Here is an 18,554-nt window from a genome sequence, read left to right on the forward strand (position 1 = left end):
GCCGACGCGCACTGCAACCACCGCACAGTTTTCCGGAGTGGGAGGGCCTGGCCACGGGGCGGGATCAGCCCGGCGGAGCCCCGGGCAAGGTCCGGTCCGAAGTCGCGCGGGTCAGGGACGATCGGCCCTGCCCGAGCGCGGCTGGGTGCGGAAGAGTCGAGGGTAGGAGAAGAGTCGCCGGATCGACTCAGGGGTCCCCGACGACGTACCCGGAACCGAGAGGGACCGGAAGGAGGATCTGAGATGACCAGCACAGCACGCGCGACGAGCGCCCGCGTCACCGACGTCGAGGAGAGCCCGCGCATCCTGGTCGGGGTCGACGACTCCGCGGAGTCCCGGGCGGCGGTGACCTACGTCACCGAGCTCGCCCAGCACACCCCGATCACCGAGATCGTGCTCGCCCATGCCTACGAGGGCTGGCCCACGGGCACCCACGACCCGACCGTCGACCGGCTCCATGCCGAGGCGGTGGAGCGCGCCCGGGGCCTGGTCGACGACCTGGCCGGGCGGATCCGCGCCGCCACGACGGTGCCCGTCCGGACGGTGCTCAGCACCGCGCGCCCGGCCCGGATGCTCGGCGTGATGTCCGACGAGGCCGATCTGGTGGTGGTCGGGCAGGACACCGCGGGCCTGATCGAGCGGATGACCCTCGGCTCGATCGCGGCCCGGTTAGCGTCCTCGGCGCACTGCCCGGTGGTGGTCGTTCCGGCACCGTGGCACGCCCGGCAGTTCGGACGGCCGCCGGTGGTGGTGGCCGTCAGCGGTGACGACACGTCACCGGCCCCGCTGGCCGAGGCGATCGCCGAGGCCAGGCGCAGCCGGACCGGCGTGCTCGCCCTGCACGCGATCCCGTACTTCGCCGACGCCGACGAGGTAGCTGAGCACGAGTCCGACCTCGACACGATCGTGACCACCGCCCGACAGGCCCACCCCGACGTCGAGATCACCTCCCTGGTGGTCCGCGGCGCGCCCGAGGAGCATCTCGTCCGGCTGTCCATCAACGCGTGCGCAACGGTGGTCGGCCGGACACATCAAGGCGGGCCGACCGCCTGGACGCGCTCGGTCGCCCATGCGGTGATGAAGCGGACACACTGCCCGCTGATCATCGTCCCGACCGCCTGACCACGCCCGAGGCATCGGGCCGAGACATCCGGGCGGGCCGGGGCTCAGGCGTGGTGCGCCGCCTCGTGGGCGGAATGACCCTCCGGCTCGATCTGGAAGGTGCAATGAGCGACGTCGAAGTGGTCCGACAGGCACTCGCCCAGCCGGTCCAGCACCTCCCCGGTCCGGCCGGCGGCCAGGCACGTCGCGTCGACCACGACATGAGCCGAGAGCACGGGCACGCCGCTGGTGATCGTCCAGGCGTGCAGGTCGTGTACGTCGACGACACCGTCGACCTCACAGATGTGCGTCCGGATCACCGCCAGGTCGATGCCGCGCGGGGTCGCCTCCAGCAGCACGTCGACCACGTCGCGCAGCAGCCCGAACGCGCGCGGCACGATCAGCGCGAAGATGAGCATCGAGGCGACGGAGTCGGCCCGGGTCCACCCGGTCAGCATGATCACGATGGCGGCGGCGACCACGGTCAGCGACCCGAGCAGATCGCCCAGCACCTCCAGATATGCCCCGCGCAGGTTCAGGCTCTCGTCCTTGCCGCCGCGCAGGATGAGCAGTCCGATCGTGTTGGCCACCGCGCCGACCACGGCGACGCCGAGCATCAGCCCGGTCGAAATGTCCTCGGGCTGGCTCCAGCGGTCGATGGCGCGGACCAGCACCCAGACGGCGACCGCGATCAGCAGGCACGCGTTGGCCAGTGCCGCGAGCACCTCCACCCGCTGCAGCCCGTACGTCCGGGCGGCCGTCGCCGGCCGGGCTGCGAGCACGCTGGCGACCAGCGCGATGATCAGGCCGGTCGAGTCGGTGAGCATGTGACCGGCGTCGGCGAGCAGCGCCAGCGAGCCCGACAGCAGGCCGCCGATGACCTGGATGACGAAGACCGCGGCGGTGATGGCGACCACCACGATCAACCGCTTGCGGTGGCGCCCGGTCGCCGTGGCCGGCCCGTGTGAGTGGCCGTGCGAGTGGCCGCCCGTCACGAGGCTTCAACCTCCGGCGCACGATGAGTCCGGCAGAGCGTCACCGCATCGCCGGTGGCGCCGAGCAGGCGTTCGGCCGCTCCGAGGAGCTCCAACAGCTCGTCGGGCACCGTCAGGTAGTACATCGACGAACGGCCGACGGTCCGGGATGCCACCAGCCCGCAGTCGCGTAGGCAGGCCAGGTGCGCGGAGGTGGTGCTCTGCGCCAGGCCGAGGTGCGCCGTCAGGTCGACCACCCGGTGCTCGCCGAGCACGAGGTGGCGCAGGATGGTGAGGCGAGCCGGGTCGGCCAGACTGCGGAACAGATACACCGCCGCGGACGGCGCCTCGGCGGACGCGTCCGCCGCCGACCCCAGGTCCGCCACCGCTCGATCCATCGTCATAGAACGATGAAATCGCTCCGCGTCGTTCCCGTCAAGGTGTTCTCGGCCACTCTCCCCACGACTGCTCCCCACGTGTTGACGCGAAAGTGCCGCTCGATCGCGGAATCGGGCTTGTTCGGGCCGGTTCCGGCCATCGAGCGGCAGATTCGCGTCAAAACCCGGTCAGATGCGGGCCGCGCGGACCTTCGCCCGGAGCGCGTCGGCGTCGTCGCGCACCCCGCCGTGCTCGGCGAGCCACCGGTCCAGCTGCTCGCGCTGCTCGTGCGCCATCAGGCCGACCACGTCTCCAGGTCGGGCCTGCGCCACCAGCCAGGCACAACCCTCGACCTCGCTGCCGAACTCGGGTACGTCCTCGATGCCCGCGTGGGCGAGCCCCTCGCCGATCAGCTCCGCCACCCGCGCTGTCGAGCGGCCGCGCAGGTACTCCGGTTTCTGCACGATCGCGACCACGTCGGCTCCGACCCCGGCCATCTCGCCGAGCCGGACGAAGACGTCGTCGCCCCGATCGCCCGCGGTGCCGACCCCGAGCAGGATCCGAGCACCCTGCGGGCGGATCCCGTTCAGGATCTCCAGCAGCGCCTCCAGGCCGGCCTCGTTGTGGGCCAGGTCGATCACCACCGACACGCTGGCGCCTCCACCCGCGGCCGAGCCGTCCAGCGGCACCGTCCAGATGTTCATCCGGCCCGGGTTCTCGGCCGGGGTGAACGAGGACAGCCCGTCGGCCACCTGCGCCACCGAGAAGCTCAGCGCCAGTGCCGCCGACGTCGCCGCGAGCGCGTTCTCGACGTTGACCCGGCTGAGCCCGGCCAGCGTCATCGGTACGTCGGCGACCTCGATCACCGGCAGCGGGTCGTTGCCCGGCCGCAGCACGGCGATCCAGCCGTCCAGCACCGTGGTCACCCGGCCACCGGCGTCGATCACCGCGCGCCCGTTCGGCGAGTCGGGGTCGCGGGTGAACACCCAGACCTGCGCCTTGGTGCCGAGCCGCATCGCGAACGTCCGCGGATCGTCGCCGTTCAGCACGCACCAGCCGGTCGGCTTGGTGATCTTGGTGACCACTGCCTTCACCTCGGCCAGCTGGTCGAGGGTGTCGATCCCGCCCAGCCCGAGATGGTCGGCGGAGATGTTGGTGACCACCGAGACGTCGTTGTAGGCGACGCCGATGCCCCGCCGCAGGATGCCGCCGCGCGCGGTCTCGGTGACGGCCAGCTCGATTCCCGGATAGGACAGCACCCGGCCCGCGCCGCTCGGCCCGGAGTAGTCCCCCGCCTCGACCAGCTCGCCGTTGATGTACACCCCGTCGGTGCTGGACCAGCCGACCGACTTCCCCGCTCGCCGGGCGATGTGGCCCAGCATCCGCGACGTGGTGGTCTTGCCGTTGGTGCCGGTGATCGCGACCACCGGGATCTTCGGCCAGAGCAGCCTCGGTGCGCCGCCGCGCGGTGCGGCGGCCAGCAACTCACCCGCCGCGGCCACGAGTTCCGGCACCGGCCGGTCGGCGCCGACGCCGTCGAGCACCAGGGCCACCGCCTGCGCCAGGGCCTCCGCCTTGCCCTCGTTCCGCCACGGATAGGCGACCACCAGCTCGCTGGTGGTCGAGCCCGGCCGGGAACGTACCGCCAGCCGGGTCACCCCGCCCGACCGGGCGATGCTGCGGACCAGGTGGGCGACGGCCCGGGCGGCGAAGCGCTGCCGGAAGGCGGAGTCGGCGGGACCGGGCCGGGCCCGGGACATCCCGACGTCCTCGGCGAACGCCCGACCCTGGGTCTCGGGCAGCCCGAGCAGGCCGGTCAGGTCGAAGGTGGCCTTCGCCGCCGGTCGCGGGAAATAGAGGTTCGGTCCGTCCAGCAGCCGGACCTCGAGCAGCGAGCCGGCCATCCTCGTACGCCGCAGGTCTGCTCAGGCGCCGGTGGAGTGCAGGCCGCCGTCGACGTGGATCATCTCGCCGGTCGTCTTCGGGAACCAGTCGCTGAGCAGCGCGACGACCGCCTTCGCCGTCGGCTCCATGTCCCTCGGCTCCCAGCCGATCGGCGCCCGCTCGCCCCAGACCTGGTTGAACTCCTCAGCCCCGCCGATCGCCTTCTTGGCCAGCGTCTCCAGCGGCCCGGCGGCCACGATGTTGACCCGGATCCCCTCCGGCCCGAGGTAGCGGGCGAGATAGCGGCTGGTGCTCTCCAGCGCCGACTTGGCCACGCCCATCCAGTCGTACACCGGCCAGGACACCCGCGCGTCGAAGGTCAGCCCGACGACCGACGCCGGACCGGTGATCAGCGGCTTGCAGGCCATGGTGAGCGACGCGAGCGAGTACGCCGAGACGTGCAGCGCGGTCGACACGTCCGACCACGGTGTGGACAAGAACTTCCCGCCGAGAGCGGTCTCCGGGTTGGCGAAGGCGAGGGAGTGCACGATCCCGTCGAGGGAGTCCACGTGCTTGCCCAACTCGTCGGCCAGTCCGGCGAGGTGGTCGGCGTTGGTGACGTCGATCTCCAGCAACGGCGGCACCGGATCGAGCTTCTTGATCACCCGGCCGGTCAGGCTCATCGCCCGGCCGAAGTTGGACACCACCACCGTGGCACCCTCCGCCTGGGCGATCCGCGCCACGTGGAAGCCGATCGAGGTGTCCAGCGTCACCCCGCTGACGAGGATCTTCTTGCCCTCCAGGATTCCCACTACTGTCCTCTCTCCTCGCTACCGCATCCAGATCCGCTTCGGCGGACGAAACTACTCAGTGACCCATCCCCAGCCCGCCGTCCACCGGAATCACCGCTCCGGTGACGTACGACGCCGCGTCGCTGATCAGGAAGTCCACCACGCCCGCGATGTCGTCGGTGCTGCCCATCCGGCCGAGCGGGATCTGCTCGGAGTATTTCTTCACCAGGTCCTCGCCGAGCTCGGCGGTCATGTCGGTGACGATGAAGCCGGGCGCGACCACGTTGGCGGTGACCCCGCGCGAGCCGAGCTCGCGGGCGAGCGACCGGGCCATCCCGACCAGCCCGGCCTTGGACGAGGCGTAGTTGACCTGTCCGGCCGAGCCGAGCAGGCCGACCACCGAGGAGATGAAGATCAGCCGGCCGAACCGGGCCCGCATCATCCCCCGGGTCGCCCGCTTGGCCACCCGGAACGAGCCGGTCAGGTTGGTCGAGATGACCGCGTCCCAGTCCTCGTCGCTCATCCGCAGGACGAGGGTGTCGCGGGTGATGCCGGCGTTGGCGACCACCACCTCGACCGGGCCGAGTGCGGACTCGACCTGGGTGAACGCGGCGTCCACCTGGGCGGCGTCGGTCACGTCGCACTCGACGCCGAGCACCCCGGCCGGTACGTCCCCGCTCCGGTAGGTCGCCGCCACCCGATGACCGGCCGCATGCAGCGTCTCGGCAATCGCACGGCCGATGCCCTTGCTGCCGCCGGTCACCAGGACCGTGCGGGACGAGGCGGACTCTGCGGATCGGGGCGTCGTCGTCACGGGCTTCAACCTACCGACCCAGTATCGCGTGTGGCGAGCAGGCGTAGGGTGAAACGGTGACGGGCAGAGGCGGTCAGTCCGCGGCTCACTCGGCCTGGCCGGTGACCGTGATCACCGACGCGCGCCCGGGCGCCAGCGAGGAGCAGTGGCGCCGGCAGAAGCGCTACATGATCACGATGGGCTTCCGGACCGCATGCTTCCTGGCGATGCTGTTCGTGCCTGGCGTGTGGCGCTGGGTGCTGTTCGCCGGCGCGGTCCTGCTGCCGTACGTCGCGGTCGTCTTCGCCAACCAGGTCGACAGCCGCGGCCGGTCGAGCCAGCCGGTCGAGCAGGGCGAGCCGGAGGATCTGCCGCAGCTGACCGCCGGCGACGAGCGGATCGTGCCGGGCGAGCAGGACGTCGAGGGCGAGGCCGCCGACGGGTCCGCCGGCTCGGCGCAGGACCGGTCGGGGCCGGCCGGGGCGGACTCGCCGCCGACGCCCGGCGACCGGCGGGTGGCGTGACCGACGCCCTGGAGGGTGTCGACCCGCTGCCGGCGGGACCGGACGGGCTGATCTGCTCGGCGAAGGGCTGCCGGGCCGAGGCGAAGCTCGATCTGCGCTGGAACAACCCGAAGATCCACACCCCGTCGCGGCGCAAGCACTGGCTCGCCTGCGCCGAGCACCAGGAGTCGCTGTCGGCCTTCCTCAGTGCCCGCGGCTTCCTCTGCGAGGTCGTACCGCTAGAAGGGTGACGCCGCCCCAACGCGGCGGCCTCGCCGGGTGATCCGCTCCCCGACCGCAGCCCGGAGCTTCTCGACTGACGACTTCGCGCGAGTTACTGCTACTTCGCGCGCCGTCGAGGGCGGGCGAAGTAGCGGTGGCCCGAGCGAAGTGGAGTCCGGGCGGCGGCGGAAGCACCGGCGAGTGGCAGGTCAGGGAGCAACCGGCCGCCGGTCAGGACAGGCGGATCAGCCGCCGATCGCCGACATCGGCCGGTCGGGTTGCAGGAAGCTGGGGTCGTCGATGCCGTGACCGGGCCGCTTGCCGCGGACGGCGAGCACCCAGCGGTCGGCGATCTCTTCGTCGGAGGCGCCCTCGCGCAGCGGCGCCCGCAGATCGGACTCGGTCCGGGCGAACAGGCAGTTGCGAATCTGCCCGTCGGCGGTCAGCCGGACCCGGTCGCAGGCGCCGCAGAACGGCCTGGTGACCGACGCGATGATGCCGACCCGGTGCTCGGTGCCCGCGACCCGGAACAGCTCGGCCGGGGCGCTGCCGCGACGGCGGGCGTCGTCCTCGTCCTCGACCAGGTCGACGGCGGTCGACAGCCGCTCCCGGATCTCGTCTGCGGTGACCATGTTCTCCCGCTGCCAGGCGTGCTGGGCGTCCAGCGGCATCTGTTCGATGAACCGGAGCTGGACGCCCTCCGCCATCGCCCAGCGCAGCAGGTCGGGTGCCTCGTGGTCGTTCACGCCGCGCATCAGGACTGCGTTGATCTTGACCGGCGTCAGCCCGGCCGCGCGAGCCGCGTTGACGCCCGCGAGCACGTCGGTCAGCCGGTCCCGCCGGGCGAGCCGCCGGAATGTCTCCCGCTGCAACGTGTCCAGCGAGATGTTGATCCGGTCCAGGCCGGCGCCGGCCAGCCCGCCGGCTCGCTCGGCCAGCCCGATCCCGTTCGTGGTCAGCGCGATCGTCGGTCGCGGCCGGAGCTCAGCGATCCGCTCGACGAGGTGTTCCAGCCCGCGCCGCAGCAGCGGCTCGCCGCCGGTCAGCCGGACGGTCTCGATGCCGAGCAGGCGGACCCCGATGTCGACCAGCCGCAGCGTCTCATCGTCGGTGAGCAGCTCGTCGCGGGCGAGCCACGGCAGACCCTCGGCCGGCATGCAGTACGTGCAGCGCAGGTTGCAGCGATCGGTCAGCGAGACCCGGAGGTCGGTCGCCACCCGGCCGTATCCGTCCGACAGCGCGCGCACCTTCGCGGTCGGCGACGCGTGCTCCCCGGTCGCCGCCGCGCTACGCACGCGAGGGAACGGCAGCAGGGCGGTCATTCCTTCACTCTAGGCGCCGATGGCGACACCCGCGACTCAGCGGACGAGATGGCCGGGCATCCGGGCCACGATCCGGTCCGGGTGGGTATAGACGTTCATGCTCGCGCCGCGGACGAACCCGACCAGGGTCAGCCCGGCGGCCGCGGCCAGCTCGACGGCCAGCGAGCTGGGGGCCGAGACGGCGACCATGATGCCGATGCCGGCGAGCACCGCCTTCTGGGTCAGCTCGTACGACGCCCGTCCCGACACCACCAACACGGTCTCGGTGAGCGGCAGCCGGCCCTGCCGGATCGCCCAGCCGACGACCTTGTCCACGGCGTTGTGCCGTCCCACGTCCTCGCGGACGCAAGCCATCGCACCGTCGGCGCTCATCAGGCCGGCGGCGTGCAGGCCACCGGTCTGGACGAACGCCCGCTGCGCCTCGCGCAGCCGTTCGGGGCCCGCCTCGACGACCTCCTGCGGCACTGGCTCGGCCGGTCCGAGAACGTACCGGCTGCGGCGCTGGAGCTGCTCGATGCTGTCGGTGCCGCAGATCCCGCACGCGCTGCTGGTCACCACCGGTCGCGCGCTGACCGCCTCCGGCGTCGCGGTCGCGGCCAGCCGGACGTCCAACACGTTGTAGGTGTTCCGCCCGTCGGCGTCGGCGCCGGCGCAGTAGCGGGCCGTGCTCACGTCCGCCGCGGTCGCGATGACTCCCTCCGCGTGCAGCAGGCCGTGGACCAGGTCCACGTCGTCGCCGGGTGTGCGCATGGTCACGACGAACCGCGAGCCGTCCAGCCGGATCTCGAGCGGCTCCTCGACGGCCAGCACCTCGATCCGCTGACGCGCGGAGTCCGGCCCGAGGTGCAGCACCGGATGTCTGGTTGTGACCCGCCCCATAGGATCATCCTGTCAGCCCGGACCAAGCGGCCGGGCACGGAAGCACGCGGGCAGCGCGATCGCGGAGGGCGAGACGATGGACATCGACACCTGGATCGAGCGGCTCTCCGCCGAACTCGGAGTCGCCGACATCCAGTTCGACAACGACGCCCTGCACACCGTGCTGGACCTTGCCCGCGACGCCGCGCACGAGGTCGAACGGATGGCGGCGCCGCTGACCACGTTCCTGATCGGGGTGGCGGTGGGTCGCGGCGAGACGCTCGGCGCCTCAGCGGCGAAGGCCACCGGGCTCCTGCTCGGCCTGAACGGGCCGGCGACACAGATCGACGGCGAGGCCGATGGCGACCCTGACCAAGCCGGCTGACGGGCCCGGCGCGGGAGCCGACGAGCCGAAGTCACCGCCGACACTGCGGCGACTGTGGCTGCGCTGGGTCCTGCTCGTGGTCTTCGTGGCCGTGCTCGGCACGGTGTTCGTCAACCTCGGCGAGTGGCAGCTGGACCGGCTGCACCAGCGCCAGGCCCGCAACGCCACGACGGTGGCGAACGAGCACGCCGCGGTGCGGCCGTACGCGGAGGTCTTCGACCATCCGATCGCCGACGCGGACACCTGGCAGCGGGTCCAGGCCACCGGCACGTTCGACGCCGGGCACCAGTTCGTCGTCCGCTATCGCAACAACGGCGACGACAGCGGGTACGAGATCCTCACCCCGTTGCAGACATCGACCGGAGCGGTGCTGGTCAGCCGCGGCTTCGTCACGCTGCCGGGCGGCCAGCAGATCCCGACCGCCGCACCGGCGCCGCCCAGCGGCCAGGTGCACGTCGTGGGGTACGTCCAGCGCAGCGAGAACGGCCGCAAGGGCGCGATCGTGCCGAACGGCAACCAGGTCCGGCTGATCAACTCGGCCGCACTGCAGCCGGCGATCCCCTATCCGATCGCCGACGGCTACATCAGCGCGATCACCGTCGATCCGCCGCAGAGCGGGGACTTCCAGCCGCTGGTGCTGCCCGAGATCTCCAACGGCCCGCACTTCTGGTACGCCGTCCAGTGGTTCATGTTCACCGGCATCGGCATCGCGGGGATCGTCGTGTTCATCCGCGGCGACCTGAAGGACCGCCGGCTCGCCCGTGAGGCGGCCGCCCGAGCCAAGGCACCCGGAGCACCCCCACCACCACCGGGAGCCAACAACGCCGGCTGACGCCCCGGCCCGGTGTTCATCTTCGCGCGACTTCGACCCACTTCGCTCGTCCAGCGCGACGCGCGAAGTGGGTGGAACTCGCGCGAAGATGCCGCTGGCCACGTGCCGCAGCCGCGCGGCCAGCACCGGACAGACCGGCGAGGAGCCGAGCCGAGCGACGCACGGGATACGCTCGGGCGCATGGACCTCGGGCTGACCGATCGGGTGTTCGTGGTGACGGCCGCCAGCAGCGGGCTCGGGCGGGCCACCGCCGGGGTGCTGGTGCGCGAGGGCGCCCGGGTGGTGCTGGTCGCGCGCCGGGAGGACGTGCTGGCCGAGGCGGTCGCCGACCTCGGTGACGACCGGGCGGCCGCGTTGACCGCCGATCTGGCCGAACCGGACACCGCCGCTCGGGTCTGCGACCTCGCCCTGGACCGCTGGCAGCGGCTCGACGGCGCGATGCTGAGCGTGGGCGGACCGCCGGCCGGCAGCGTGCTTGACACGACCGACGAGCAGTGGCGGGAGGCGTACGACTCTGTCTTCCTCGCCGCCCTGCGGCTGACCCGCGCGGTCGTCGCCCGGGGCACCGCGAGCGACCTGGCGATCGCCTGGGTGCTGTCGACCTCGGTCAAGTCGCCGATCCCGGGGCTGGCCGCCTCGAACGGCCTCCGGCCCGGCCTCGGCATGCTGGTGAAGCAACTCGCCGACGAGCTCGGACCGCAAGGGACCCGAGTGGTCGGGCTCGCCCCGGGCCGGATCGAGACCGAACGCGTGCAGCACCTCGACTCGTTGTTCCCCGACCCGGCGGCGGCCCGGGAGGCCGCGGAGCGCGCGATCCCGCTCGGCCGCTACGGCGAGCCGGAGGAATTCGGCCGGATCGCGGCATTCCTGCTCTCCCCCGCCGCCTCCTACGTCACCGGCTCGGTCATCCCGATCGAGGGCGGCGCCCTGCGCACCCTCTGACCGTCCGTGGGGATCGCTCAGATCGTCGACCTGCTCGCCTGCCCGCACTGCGCACACCCGCTGAACGCGGAGGAGGACGTACGCGCGGTGGTTTGCGCGAACGGGCACCGCTTCGATCTCGCCCGCCAGGGCTACCTCAACCTGCTCGCGGCCGCCCAGCCGCCGAACGCCGACACGGTCGCGATGGTCGCCGCCCGGGAACGGTTCCTGGCCGCCGGGACGTACGACCCGATCGCCGACGCCGCCCGTGACCTGCTCGGGCCGGAGCCGGCCCGGATCCTGGATGCCGGCGCGGGCACGGGACGCCTGCTGAGCCGGCTGCTCGACCCGAGCCCCGGCTCGCTCGGGATCGCACTCGACGTCTCCACCGCAGCCGCCCGGCGGGCCGCGCGGACCCATCTCCGACTCGGGGCCGTGGTCGCCGACGTCTGGCGCCGGCTGCCGGTGCGCGACGCCGCGGTCGACGCGGTGATCAGCAACTTCGCGCCCCGCAACCCGGTCGAGTTCGCCCGGGTGCTGGCGCCGGCCGGGCGGCTGCTGACGATCACCCCGACCGAGAAGCACCTGGCCGAGCTGCGCCGGACGTACGGGCTGCTGGACGTGCAGCCCGCCAAGGCCGGCCGGCTGGCCGCGGCGCTGTCCGAGCGGTTCGTGCCGCTCGCCGCCCACCGGCTGGACCGCCACGACCGCTGGGCCGCCCCGGTCGTCGCCGACGCCATCGCGATGGGACCCAACGCGTTCCACCCGACCCCGGAGCGGCCGGAACCGGCGGACGCCGAGGTGACCGTCTCGGTGGAGCTTCGGCTCTGGTCACGACGCGACCGGTAGCCGGCGGGGGCGATCAGAGCGCGGACTCGGCGAACTGGGTGCGATACAACTCGGCGTAGAGGCCGCCGGCGGCGAGCAGGTCGAGGTGACGGCCGCGCTGGACGATCCGGCCGTCGTCGACGACCAGGATCAGGTCGGCGTCGCGGATGGTGGACAACCGGTGGGCGATCACGATCGAGGTCCGGCCCTCCATCGCCGCGTCCAGGGCCCGCTGGACGGCGAGCTCGGACTCGGAGTCCAGATGGGCGGTGGCCTCGTCCAGCACCACGATCGGCGGCGCCTTCAGCAGCAGCCGGGCGATCGCCAGCCGTTGGCGCTCACCGCCGGAGAGCCGGTAGCCGCGCTCGCCGACCACCGTCTCCAAGCCGTCCGGCAGCGCGTCGACCAAATCCCCGATCCGGGCGGCGGCGAGCGCGGCCCGCATCTCGGCCTCGCCGGCGTCCGGCTTGGCATAGCTCAGGTTGGCCCGGATCGTGTCGTGGAACATGTGCGCGTCCTGGGTGACATAGCCGACGGCGGCGTGCAGCGAGTCCAGCCGCAGATCGCGTACGTCGGTGCCGGCCACCCGCACTGATCCGGTCTGGACGTCGTACAGCCGGGCGATCAGGTGGGTGATCGTCGTCTTCCCGGCACCCGAGCGCCCGACCAGCGCGACGGTCTGACCCGCCTCGACACGGAAGGAGATGTCGGTCAGCACGGCTGACTCCGGACGGGCGTCCAGGGCGGCGACCGACTCCAGGCTGGCGAGCGAGATCTCGGCGGCGGTCGGATAGCGGAAGCCGACCCCGGAGAACTCGACGCTCGCGTCCGGGCCGACCGGCACCGCCCCCGGGCGGTCGGCGATGCCGGGCGCCAGGTCCAGCACCTCGAACACCCGGTCGAAGCTGACCAAAGCGTTCATCACGTCGATCCGGACGTTGGTCAACGAGGTGAGCGGCCCGTACAGCTGAGCCAGCAGCCCGGTCATCGCGGTCAGGGTGCCGACGGTGAGCACGCCGCTGATCGCCAGCGATCCGCCGACGCCGTAGACCAGCGCCGCGGCCAGCGCGCTCAGCAGGCCGAGGGAGGCCATGAACACCCGGCCGTTCATCGCGATCCGGACCGACACATCGCGGACGGCGCCCGCCTTCTGGGCGAACCGATCGTGCTCCTCACCGGCCCGCCCGAACAGCTTCACCAGCAACGCGCCGCTGACGCTGAACCGCTCCGTCATGCCGGCGGCCAGGTCGCCGTTGAACTGCATCTGCTGCCGGGTCAGCCCGGCCAGCCGGGACCCGACCATCCGGGCCGGGATGAAGAAGATCGGCACCATGATCAAGGCGGCGACGGTGAGCTGCCAGCTCAGCACCAGCATCGCGCCCAGCACCAGCACGAGGCTGATGATGTTCGACAAGACGGTGGACAGCGTCGAGGTGAACGCCTGCTGGGCGCCGATCACGTCGGAGTTGAGCCGGGAGACCAGCTTGCCGGTCTGGGTCCGGGTGAAGAAGGCGATCGGCATCTGCAGCACGTGGTCGAAGACCTGCGTCCGCAGGTCGTAGATCAGGCCCTCACCGATCCGGGCCGAGCACCAGCGCTGGACCAGGCCGAGCACCGCCTGGACCACCGCCAGCAGCGCGACCACGGCGGCCAGCTCGATCACGACGGTGCGGTTCCCGGCCAACACGCCGTCGTCGATGATCGATCGTGCGAGCAGCGGCGGCGCCACCACCAGGGCCGAGGAGATGATCACCAGCACCAGGAAGAACAGGATCAGCCGGCGGAACGGGCGGGCGAACCGCAGGGTGCGGCGGAGCACGCCCCGGGAGAGCCGGTGATCGGTCAACTCCGGATCGCCGCCGGACATCCGGCGCATCAGCCCGGCGCCACCGCCGCGCATCCCACCACCCATGATCGACATGGACCCACCTCGTTCCTCCGCGCGAACCTGCGCGCCGGGTCAAACGTAGGCGGGCGCACCGACATTCCACCTCGACCGTGGTCGAGGTGGAGCCGATGCCGGGTGCAGCGGTCAGGACTTCTTCGCGGCCCTCTTGGTGGCAGCCTTCTTGGCGGGGGACGACTTCTTCGCCGCGGACGCCTTCTTGGCCGGTGCCGACTTGGCCGCCTTCGCCGGCGCCGCCTTGGCCGCCTTCGCCGGTGCGGACTTGGCCGCCTTCGCCGGCGCGGCCTTGGTCACCTTGGCCGCCTTGACCGGCGCGGCCTTGGTCGCCTTCGTGGCCGTGGCCTTGGTGGCGGTGGCCTTGGTGGCGGTGCCCTTCGTCGCCTTCTTGGCGGGCGCGGACTTGGTGGCCTTGGCCGTGGTCGCCTTGGTCGAGGTGGTCCCCGCGCTCTTGGTGGCCGTCGCCTTCTTGGCTGCGCTCTTCTTGACGGCACTCTGGTTGACGGCGGGCGACTGTGCGGCCGCCTTGGCCGGGGTAGCCTTCGCCGCCGGCGACTTCTTGGCGGGCGCCTTGGCCGGAGCGCTCTTGGTGGTCTTCTTCGCCGCGCCACGGGTGGCTCCGCCACGCCCACGCAGGGGCGCTCCGGCTTCCTTCAAAACTCCGTGGACGAACCCGTACGATCGGCCGGCGTCGTCTGCGATCTTCCGGATGCTGTCTCCCGCTGCGTACCGCTTCGCGAAGTTCGAAGCCAGTGTGCTGCGCTGCGCACCGGTGATCCGAGAGCCCTTGGCCAGCGTGGTAGCCGCCATCTTTCCTCCATCCTCGCAAGTCCCCGAGCTCGGGCGCTCGACGACGGGCCAGTTCCAATGATCGACTTGTCAAGATCATCTGGCAACGGCTGGAGCCGAGAAATGTGCGTCAATCGCAAGATCATCCGCAACGGGTGATCGGCAAGAACCCGGCTGACGGCCGACCCGGAGCCTCAGGCGAGGGCGATCAACTCGGCGTACTCCGGACTCCACAGGTCCTCCACGCCGTCGGGCAGCAGCAGCACCCGGTCCGGGTCGAGGGCATCGACCGCGCCCTCGTCGTGGGTGACCAGGACCACCGCACCGCGATACGTCCGGATCGCCGCGAGCACCTCGGCCCGCGATGCCGGGTCCAGGTTGTTGGTGGGCTCGTCCAGCAGCAACACGTTCGCGCTCGACACCACCAGCATCGCCAGCGCGAGCCGGGTCTTCTCCCCGCCCGAGAGCACACCGGCGGGCTTGTCCACGTCGTCGCCGGAGAACAGGAACGACCCCAGCACCTTGCGGACGTCGGTCTCGTTCAGCTGCGGCGCGGCCGTCTTCATGTTCGCCAGCACGCTGCGCCGGACGTCCAGCGTTTCGTGCTCCTGCGCGTAGTAGCCGAGCCGGAGCCCGTGACCCGGCACCACCTCGCCGGTGTCGGACGCCTCGATCCCGGCCAGGATGCGAAGCAGGGTGGTCTTCCCGGCGCCGTTCAGGCCGAGCACGACCACCTGGCTGCCCTTGTCGATGGCAAGATCAACACCGGTGAAGACCTCGAGCGAGCCGTACGACTTGGACAGGTCCGAGGCGGTCAGCGGCGTCTTGCCACAGGGCGCGGGTTCGGGGAACCTGATCTTGGCGACCCGGTCGGCCGCCCGCTCCGACTCCAGCCCGGACAGCAGCCGCTCGGCCCGGCGTGCCATGTTCTGCGCGGCGGTGGCCTTGGTCGCCTTCGCCCGCATCTTGTCCGCCTGCGCCATCAGCTGGTCGGCCTTGCGCTCGGCGTTGGCCCGCTCCCGCTTGCGGCGCTTCTCGTCGGTCTCCCGCTGCTGCAGGTAGCGCTTCCAGTCCATCGCATACAGGTCGAGCTCGGCCCGGTTGGCGTCCAGGTGGAACACCTTGGTGACCGTCGACTCCAGCAGCCCGGTGTCGTGGCTGATCACCAGGATGCCGCCGGCGTAGGTCTGCAGGAATCCACGCAGCCACACGATCGAGTCGGCGTCCAGGTGGTTCGTCGGCTCGTCCAGCAGCAGTGTGTCGGCGCCGGAGAACAGGATCCGGGCCAGCTCGACCCGTCGCCGCTGACCGCCGGACAGTGTCCGCAGCGGCTGGTGCAGCACCCGCTCGGGCAGGGCCAGATTGGCCGCGATCCGGGCCGCCTCCGATTCCGCCGCATAGCCGCCGGCCGCCGCCAGCTCCGCCTCGGCCCGGGCGTACTTCCGCATCGCCGACTCGCGGACCTCGTCGTCGTGATGGCCCATGTCGGTGCCGGCCCGGTCCAGCCGCGACAGCACGTGATCCAGCCCGCGAGCGGCGAGGATGCGGTCCTTGGCCAGCATGTCGAGGTCACCGGTGCGCGGATCCTGCGGCAGGTAACCGACCGGACCGCCGCGGGTCACGCCGCCTGCGGCCGGTTGGCCCTCACCGGCGAGCACCTTGGTCAGGGTCGTCTTGCCCGCCCCGTTGCGACCGACCAGACCCACCTTGTCCCCGGCCGCGATCTGGAACGAGGCGTGCTCCAGCAGCAGACGCGCCCCGGCACGTATCTCCAGATCCCTCGCGACCAACACGAGGGACCATGCTAGTTGGGACTGCCTAACGCAACGGCCATCGAGCCGCGCCCCGGACGCGGCCGGCACGTCCCGCCGAAATAAAACCTTCCGTCCGTACGACTGCATATGCACACTAACCATGGCAGTCGGCGCGGTGTCAGGCCGCATCCGATGAACGGGGCTTCTTTCACCGGATTCTCCGACTGTCTTCGACGGGCAGCCGATGACGGCCGACTCGGCTCGTTCGTCGACGTGCGCCGTCACGGAAAGGGTGGACGCCACGAGCATGAACGGGACCTCGAACTCCGACGACACCTCCGGAGATGTCGTCGAGCCGAAAGCGCCGCAGCCACCCAAGCGTGGGGCGTTCCCGACACCGAAATCGAAGATTGCCGACGCGCCCGAGTTCGTCCCGGACCCCGGCCCGGACGAGCCCGACTCGTCGAACACGGAGGAGAAACCAGATGACTGACCAGACCGATCAGGCCGCACGCGCACCGAAGCGCGGTGCCCTGCCGTCACCGCGCAGCGCGCTCGCCGCGGCCGTACCGCACGTCGCTCGGGTCGGCGCACCGCCGACCTTCCTGACCAGGCCCCAGCGGATCTCGATGTGGGGCAACGACGTCCACGGCGACTGCGTGACCGCCGAGGAGGCGTTCGCCAAGGCGTGCAACAACCCGGAGATCTTCGTCTCCGACGACGACGTGATCGAGTGGGCCAAGGAGCACGGCGTGCTCGAGGGCGCCTACCTCACCGACGTGATGAGCTGGATGCAGCAGTACGGCTTCGTCCAGGGGTCGCAGATGTACGTCGACGGCGGCCACTTCTCGGTGAACTGGAACGACGACGCGACGCTGCGCAGTGCGATCGCCCTCGGCCCGGTCAAGCTCGGCATCGCGGCCGACCAGATCGAGACCGCGTGGCAGTCCACCGGTGGCCGGACCGGCTGGTTCGGCACCGGATTCCATCCCGACGCCGGCGAGGACCACTGCGTCGCCCTGTGTGGCTACGGTTCGCTGACCTGGTTGGCGCAGCAGTTCGGCGTCTCGGTGCCGGCAGGAGTCGACGGCTCCCAGCCGGGCTATGCCCTGTTCACCTGGAATTCGATCGGCATCATCGACGTGCCGTCGATGCGTGCCATCACCCACGAGGCCTGGCTGCGCCAGCCGACGACCATCGTCGAGCCGACCGCCACCGGGGACACCATGGCGCCCGGTCAGATCCTGCTGCCGGGCGAGGCCGTGCACTCCGCGGACGGCCGCTACACCTTCGTCTACCAGGGCGACGGCAACCTGGTCCTCTACGACGGCGGCCACGCGCTGTGGGCGTCGAACACGTACGGGCGGCCCGCCGGCGTCTGCGTCATGCAGGGCGACGGCAATCTGGTGATCTACCCACCGAACGGGGGCAACGCGATCTGGTCGTCGGGCACCTACGGCAATCCCGGTAGCCATCTGGTCGTGCAAGGCGACGGCAACGTGGTCATCTACCAGCCGAACGGGCACCCGATCTGGTCCACCAACACCTGGCTGCCGACCGGGCCCACCGCGACCGGTGACACCATGCAGCCCGGCCAGGTGCTCAACCCGGGCAACAGCATCACCTCCGCGAGCGGACGCTACCGGTTCGTCTACCAGGGCGATGGCAACCTCGTCCTCTACGACGGCGGACAACCGCTCTGGGCGTCGAACACCAACGGCCGACCGGTCGGCATCTGCATCATGCAGGGCGACGGCAACCTGGTGATCTACGCCCGCGGCGGACACCCGATCTGGGCCTCCGGCACGAACGGCAATGCCAACAGCCGGCTGGTCGCCCAGGACGACGGCAACGTCGTGATCTACCAACCAGGCGGCCATCCCGTCTGGTCCACCAACACCTGGCTGCCCTCCGGTCCGACCGCGACCGGCGACACCATGCAGCCCGGCCAGGTGCTCAACCCGGGCAACAGCATCACCTCCGCCGACGGCCGGTTCCGGTTCGTCTACCAAGGGGACGGCAATCTCGTGCTCTATCAGGGCAACCAGGCGCCGTGGGCCTCCGGCACGAACGGTCGCGGCGTCGGCGTGTGCGTCATGCAGGGCGACGGCAACCTGGTGATCTATCTGCGCGGCGGGCATCCGATCTGGGCGTCGAACACCGACGGCAACCCGGGTAGCCACCTGATCGTCCAGAACGACCGCAACGTGGTGATCTACCGGCCGAACGGCAGCCCGGCCTGGGCGACCGGCACCAACATCTGAGGTTCGGCCGCACGCCTCATTAGGTGCCCTGAGCCTGTCGAAGGGCAGCACC

At 71.3% G+C, this 18,554-nt stretch carries 19 protein-coding genes; 9 read left to right on the top strand and 10 right to left on the bottom strand.

The features are described from left to right. Positions 1-243: 243 nt before the first annotated feature. Positions 244-1,122 carry a universal stress protein gene (locus ABD747_RS15570; protein WP_344806153.1) on the top strand — a complete coding sequence of 293 codons (879 nt, stop codon included), beginning with the start codon at positions 244-246 and terminating at the stop codon, positions 1,120-1,122. Between the two features lie 44 nt (positions 1,123-1,166). On the opposite strand, the gene ABD747_RS15575 is transcribed toward ABD747_RS15570, so the two are convergent. The 5 genes from ABD747_RS15575 to fabG form a co-directional block, all read right to left on the bottom strand. Next, complete coding sequence (locus ABD747_RS15575) at positions 1,167-2,096, bottom strand: cation diffusion facilitator family transporter (RefSeq protein WP_344806155.1); 930 nt, start codon at positions 2,094-2,096, stop codon at positions 1,167-1,169. After that, positions 2,093-2,479 carry an ArsR/SmtB family transcription factor gene (locus tag ABD747_RS15580; RefSeq protein WP_425562542.1) on the bottom strand — a complete coding sequence of 129 codons (387 nt, stop codon included), beginning with the start codon at positions 2,477-2,479 and terminating at the stop codon, positions 2,093-2,095. The genes ABD747_RS15575 and ABD747_RS15580 overlap by 4 nt, the downstream gene beginning before the upstream one ends. A gap of 162 nt (positions 2,480-2,641) precedes the next feature. After that, complete coding sequence (locus ABD747_RS15585) at positions 2,642-4,357, bottom strand: Mur ligase family protein (protein ID WP_344806157.1); 1,716 nt, start codon at positions 4,355-4,357, stop codon at positions 2,642-2,644. Positions 4,358-4,378: 21 nt separating this feature from the next. Beyond that, the gene (gene fabI / locus ABD747_RS15590) at positions 4,379-5,149 is read right to left on the bottom strand and encodes an enoyl-ACP reductase FabI (RefSeq protein ID WP_344806159.1); all 771 of its coding nucleotides are present in this window, start codon (positions 5,147-5,149) and stop codon (positions 4,379-4,381) included. Positions 5,150-5,204: 55 nt separating this feature from the next. Beyond that, complete coding sequence (gene fabG / locus ABD747_RS15595) at positions 5,205-5,942, bottom strand: 3-oxoacyl-[acyl-carrier-protein] reductase (protein ID WP_344806161.1); 738 nt, start codon at positions 5,940-5,942, stop codon at positions 5,205-5,207. Positions 5,943-5,998: 56 nt separating this feature from the next. On the opposite strand from fabG, the gene ABD747_RS15600 reads away from it, so the two are divergent. Both ABD747_RS15600 and ABD747_RS15605 read left to right on the top strand, forming a co-directional pair. Continuing rightward, positions 5,999-6,445: a DUF3099 domain-containing protein gene (locus tag ABD747_RS15600; protein WP_344806163.1), complete on the top strand. Its 447-nt coding sequence runs from the start codon at positions 5,999-6,001 to the stop codon at positions 6,443-6,445. Then, entirely contained in the window at positions 6,442-6,675 is a 234-nt protein-coding gene (locus ABD747_RS15605) for an acetone carboxylase (protein ID WP_344806165.1), read from the top strand. Before ABD747_RS15600 ends, ABD747_RS15605 begins: the two co-directional genes overlap by 4 nt. A 216-nt stretch (positions 6,676-6,891) precedes the next feature. Here the strand turns inward: ABD747_RS15605 and moaA are convergent, their stop codons facing one another. Then, complete coding sequence (moaA, locus tag ABD747_RS15610; protein WP_344806167.1) at positions 6,892-7,968, bottom strand: GTP 3',8-cyclase MoaA; 1,077 nt, start codon at positions 7,966-7,968, stop codon at positions 6,892-6,894. Between the two features lie 36 nt (positions 7,969-8,004). Next, on the bottom strand, positions 8,005-8,847 hold the full coding sequence (gene fdhD / locus ABD747_RS15615; RefSeq protein ID WP_344806169.1) for a formate dehydrogenase accessory sulfurtransferase FdhD: 843 nt from the start codon (positions 8,845-8,847) through the stop codon (positions 8,005-8,007). A gap of 76 nt (positions 8,848-8,923) precedes the next feature. Between fdhD and ABD747_RS15620 the strand changes: the two genes are divergently transcribed. The 4 genes from ABD747_RS15620 to ABD747_RS15635 all read left to right on the top strand — a co-directional run bounded on the left by ABD747_RS15620 (position 8,924) and on the right by ABD747_RS15635 (position 11,813). Further along, positions 8,924-9,211, top strand: a complete 288-nt coding sequence (locus tag ABD747_RS15620; RefSeq protein WP_344806171.1) for a DUF6457 domain-containing protein — start codon at positions 8,924-8,926, stop codon at positions 9,209-9,211. Beyond that, entirely contained in the window at positions 9,186-10,043 is an 858-nt protein-coding gene (locus ABD747_RS15625) for an SURF1 family cytochrome oxidase biogenesis protein (protein ID WP_344806173.1), read from the top strand. The genes ABD747_RS15620 and ABD747_RS15625 overlap by 26 nt, the downstream gene beginning before the upstream one ends. A 180-nt stretch (positions 10,044-10,223) precedes the next feature. Continuing rightward, entirely contained in the window at positions 10,224-10,985 is a 762-nt protein-coding gene (locus ABD747_RS15630; RefSeq protein WP_344806175.1) for an SDR family oxidoreductase, read from the top strand. Between the two features lie 6 nt (positions 10,986-10,991). Further along, the gene (locus ABD747_RS15635; protein WP_344806177.1) at positions 10,992-11,813 is read left to right on the top strand and encodes a putative RNA methyltransferase; all 822 of its coding nucleotides are present in this window, start codon (positions 10,992-10,994) and stop codon (positions 11,811-11,813) included. A gap of 13 nt (positions 11,814-11,826) precedes the next feature. Here ABD747_RS15635 and ABD747_RS15640 read toward each other — a convergent pair whose 3' ends face one another. The 3 genes from ABD747_RS15640 to ABD747_RS15650 all read right to left on the bottom strand — a co-directional run bounded on the left by ABD747_RS15640 (position 11,827) and on the right by ABD747_RS15650 (position 16,277). Next, complete coding sequence (locus ABD747_RS15640; RefSeq protein ID WP_344806179.1) at positions 11,827-13,713, bottom strand: ABC transporter ATP-binding protein; 1,887 nt, start codon at positions 13,711-13,713, stop codon at positions 11,827-11,829. Between the two features lie 111 nt (positions 13,714-13,824). Further along, positions 13,825-14,505, bottom strand: a complete 681-nt coding sequence (locus ABD747_RS15645) for a helix-turn-helix domain-containing protein (RefSeq protein ID WP_344806181.1) — start codon at positions 14,503-14,505, stop codon at positions 13,825-13,827. Between the two features lie 173 nt (positions 14,506-14,678). Continuing rightward, positions 14,679-16,277 carry an ABC-F family ATP-binding cassette domain-containing protein gene (locus ABD747_RS15650; RefSeq protein WP_344806183.1) on the bottom strand — a complete coding sequence of 533 codons (1,599 nt, stop codon included), beginning with the start codon at positions 16,275-16,277 and terminating at the stop codon, positions 14,679-14,681. A 205-nt stretch (positions 16,278-16,482) separates the two neighbouring features. Here ABD747_RS15650 and ABD747_RS15655 point away from each other — a divergent pair, with 205 nt between their 5' ends. Continuing rightward, positions 16,483-16,731 carry a hypothetical protein gene (locus ABD747_RS15655; RefSeq protein ID WP_344806185.1) on the top strand — a complete coding sequence of 83 codons (249 nt, stop codon included), beginning with the start codon at positions 16,483-16,485 and terminating at the stop codon, positions 16,729-16,731. After that, positions 16,724-18,502, top strand: a complete 1,779-nt coding sequence (locus ABD747_RS15660; protein ID WP_344806187.1) for a hypothetical protein — start codon at positions 16,724-16,726, stop codon at positions 18,500-18,502. Before ABD747_RS15655 ends, ABD747_RS15660 begins: the two co-directional genes overlap by 8 nt. Positions 18,503-18,554: the final 52 nt, after the last annotated feature.

The organism is Microlunatus ginsengisoli (genome assembly GCF_039537205.1).
Lineage (GTDB): Bacteria > Actinomycetota > Actinomycetes > Propionibacteriales > Propionibacteriaceae > Microlunatus > Microlunatus ginsengisoli.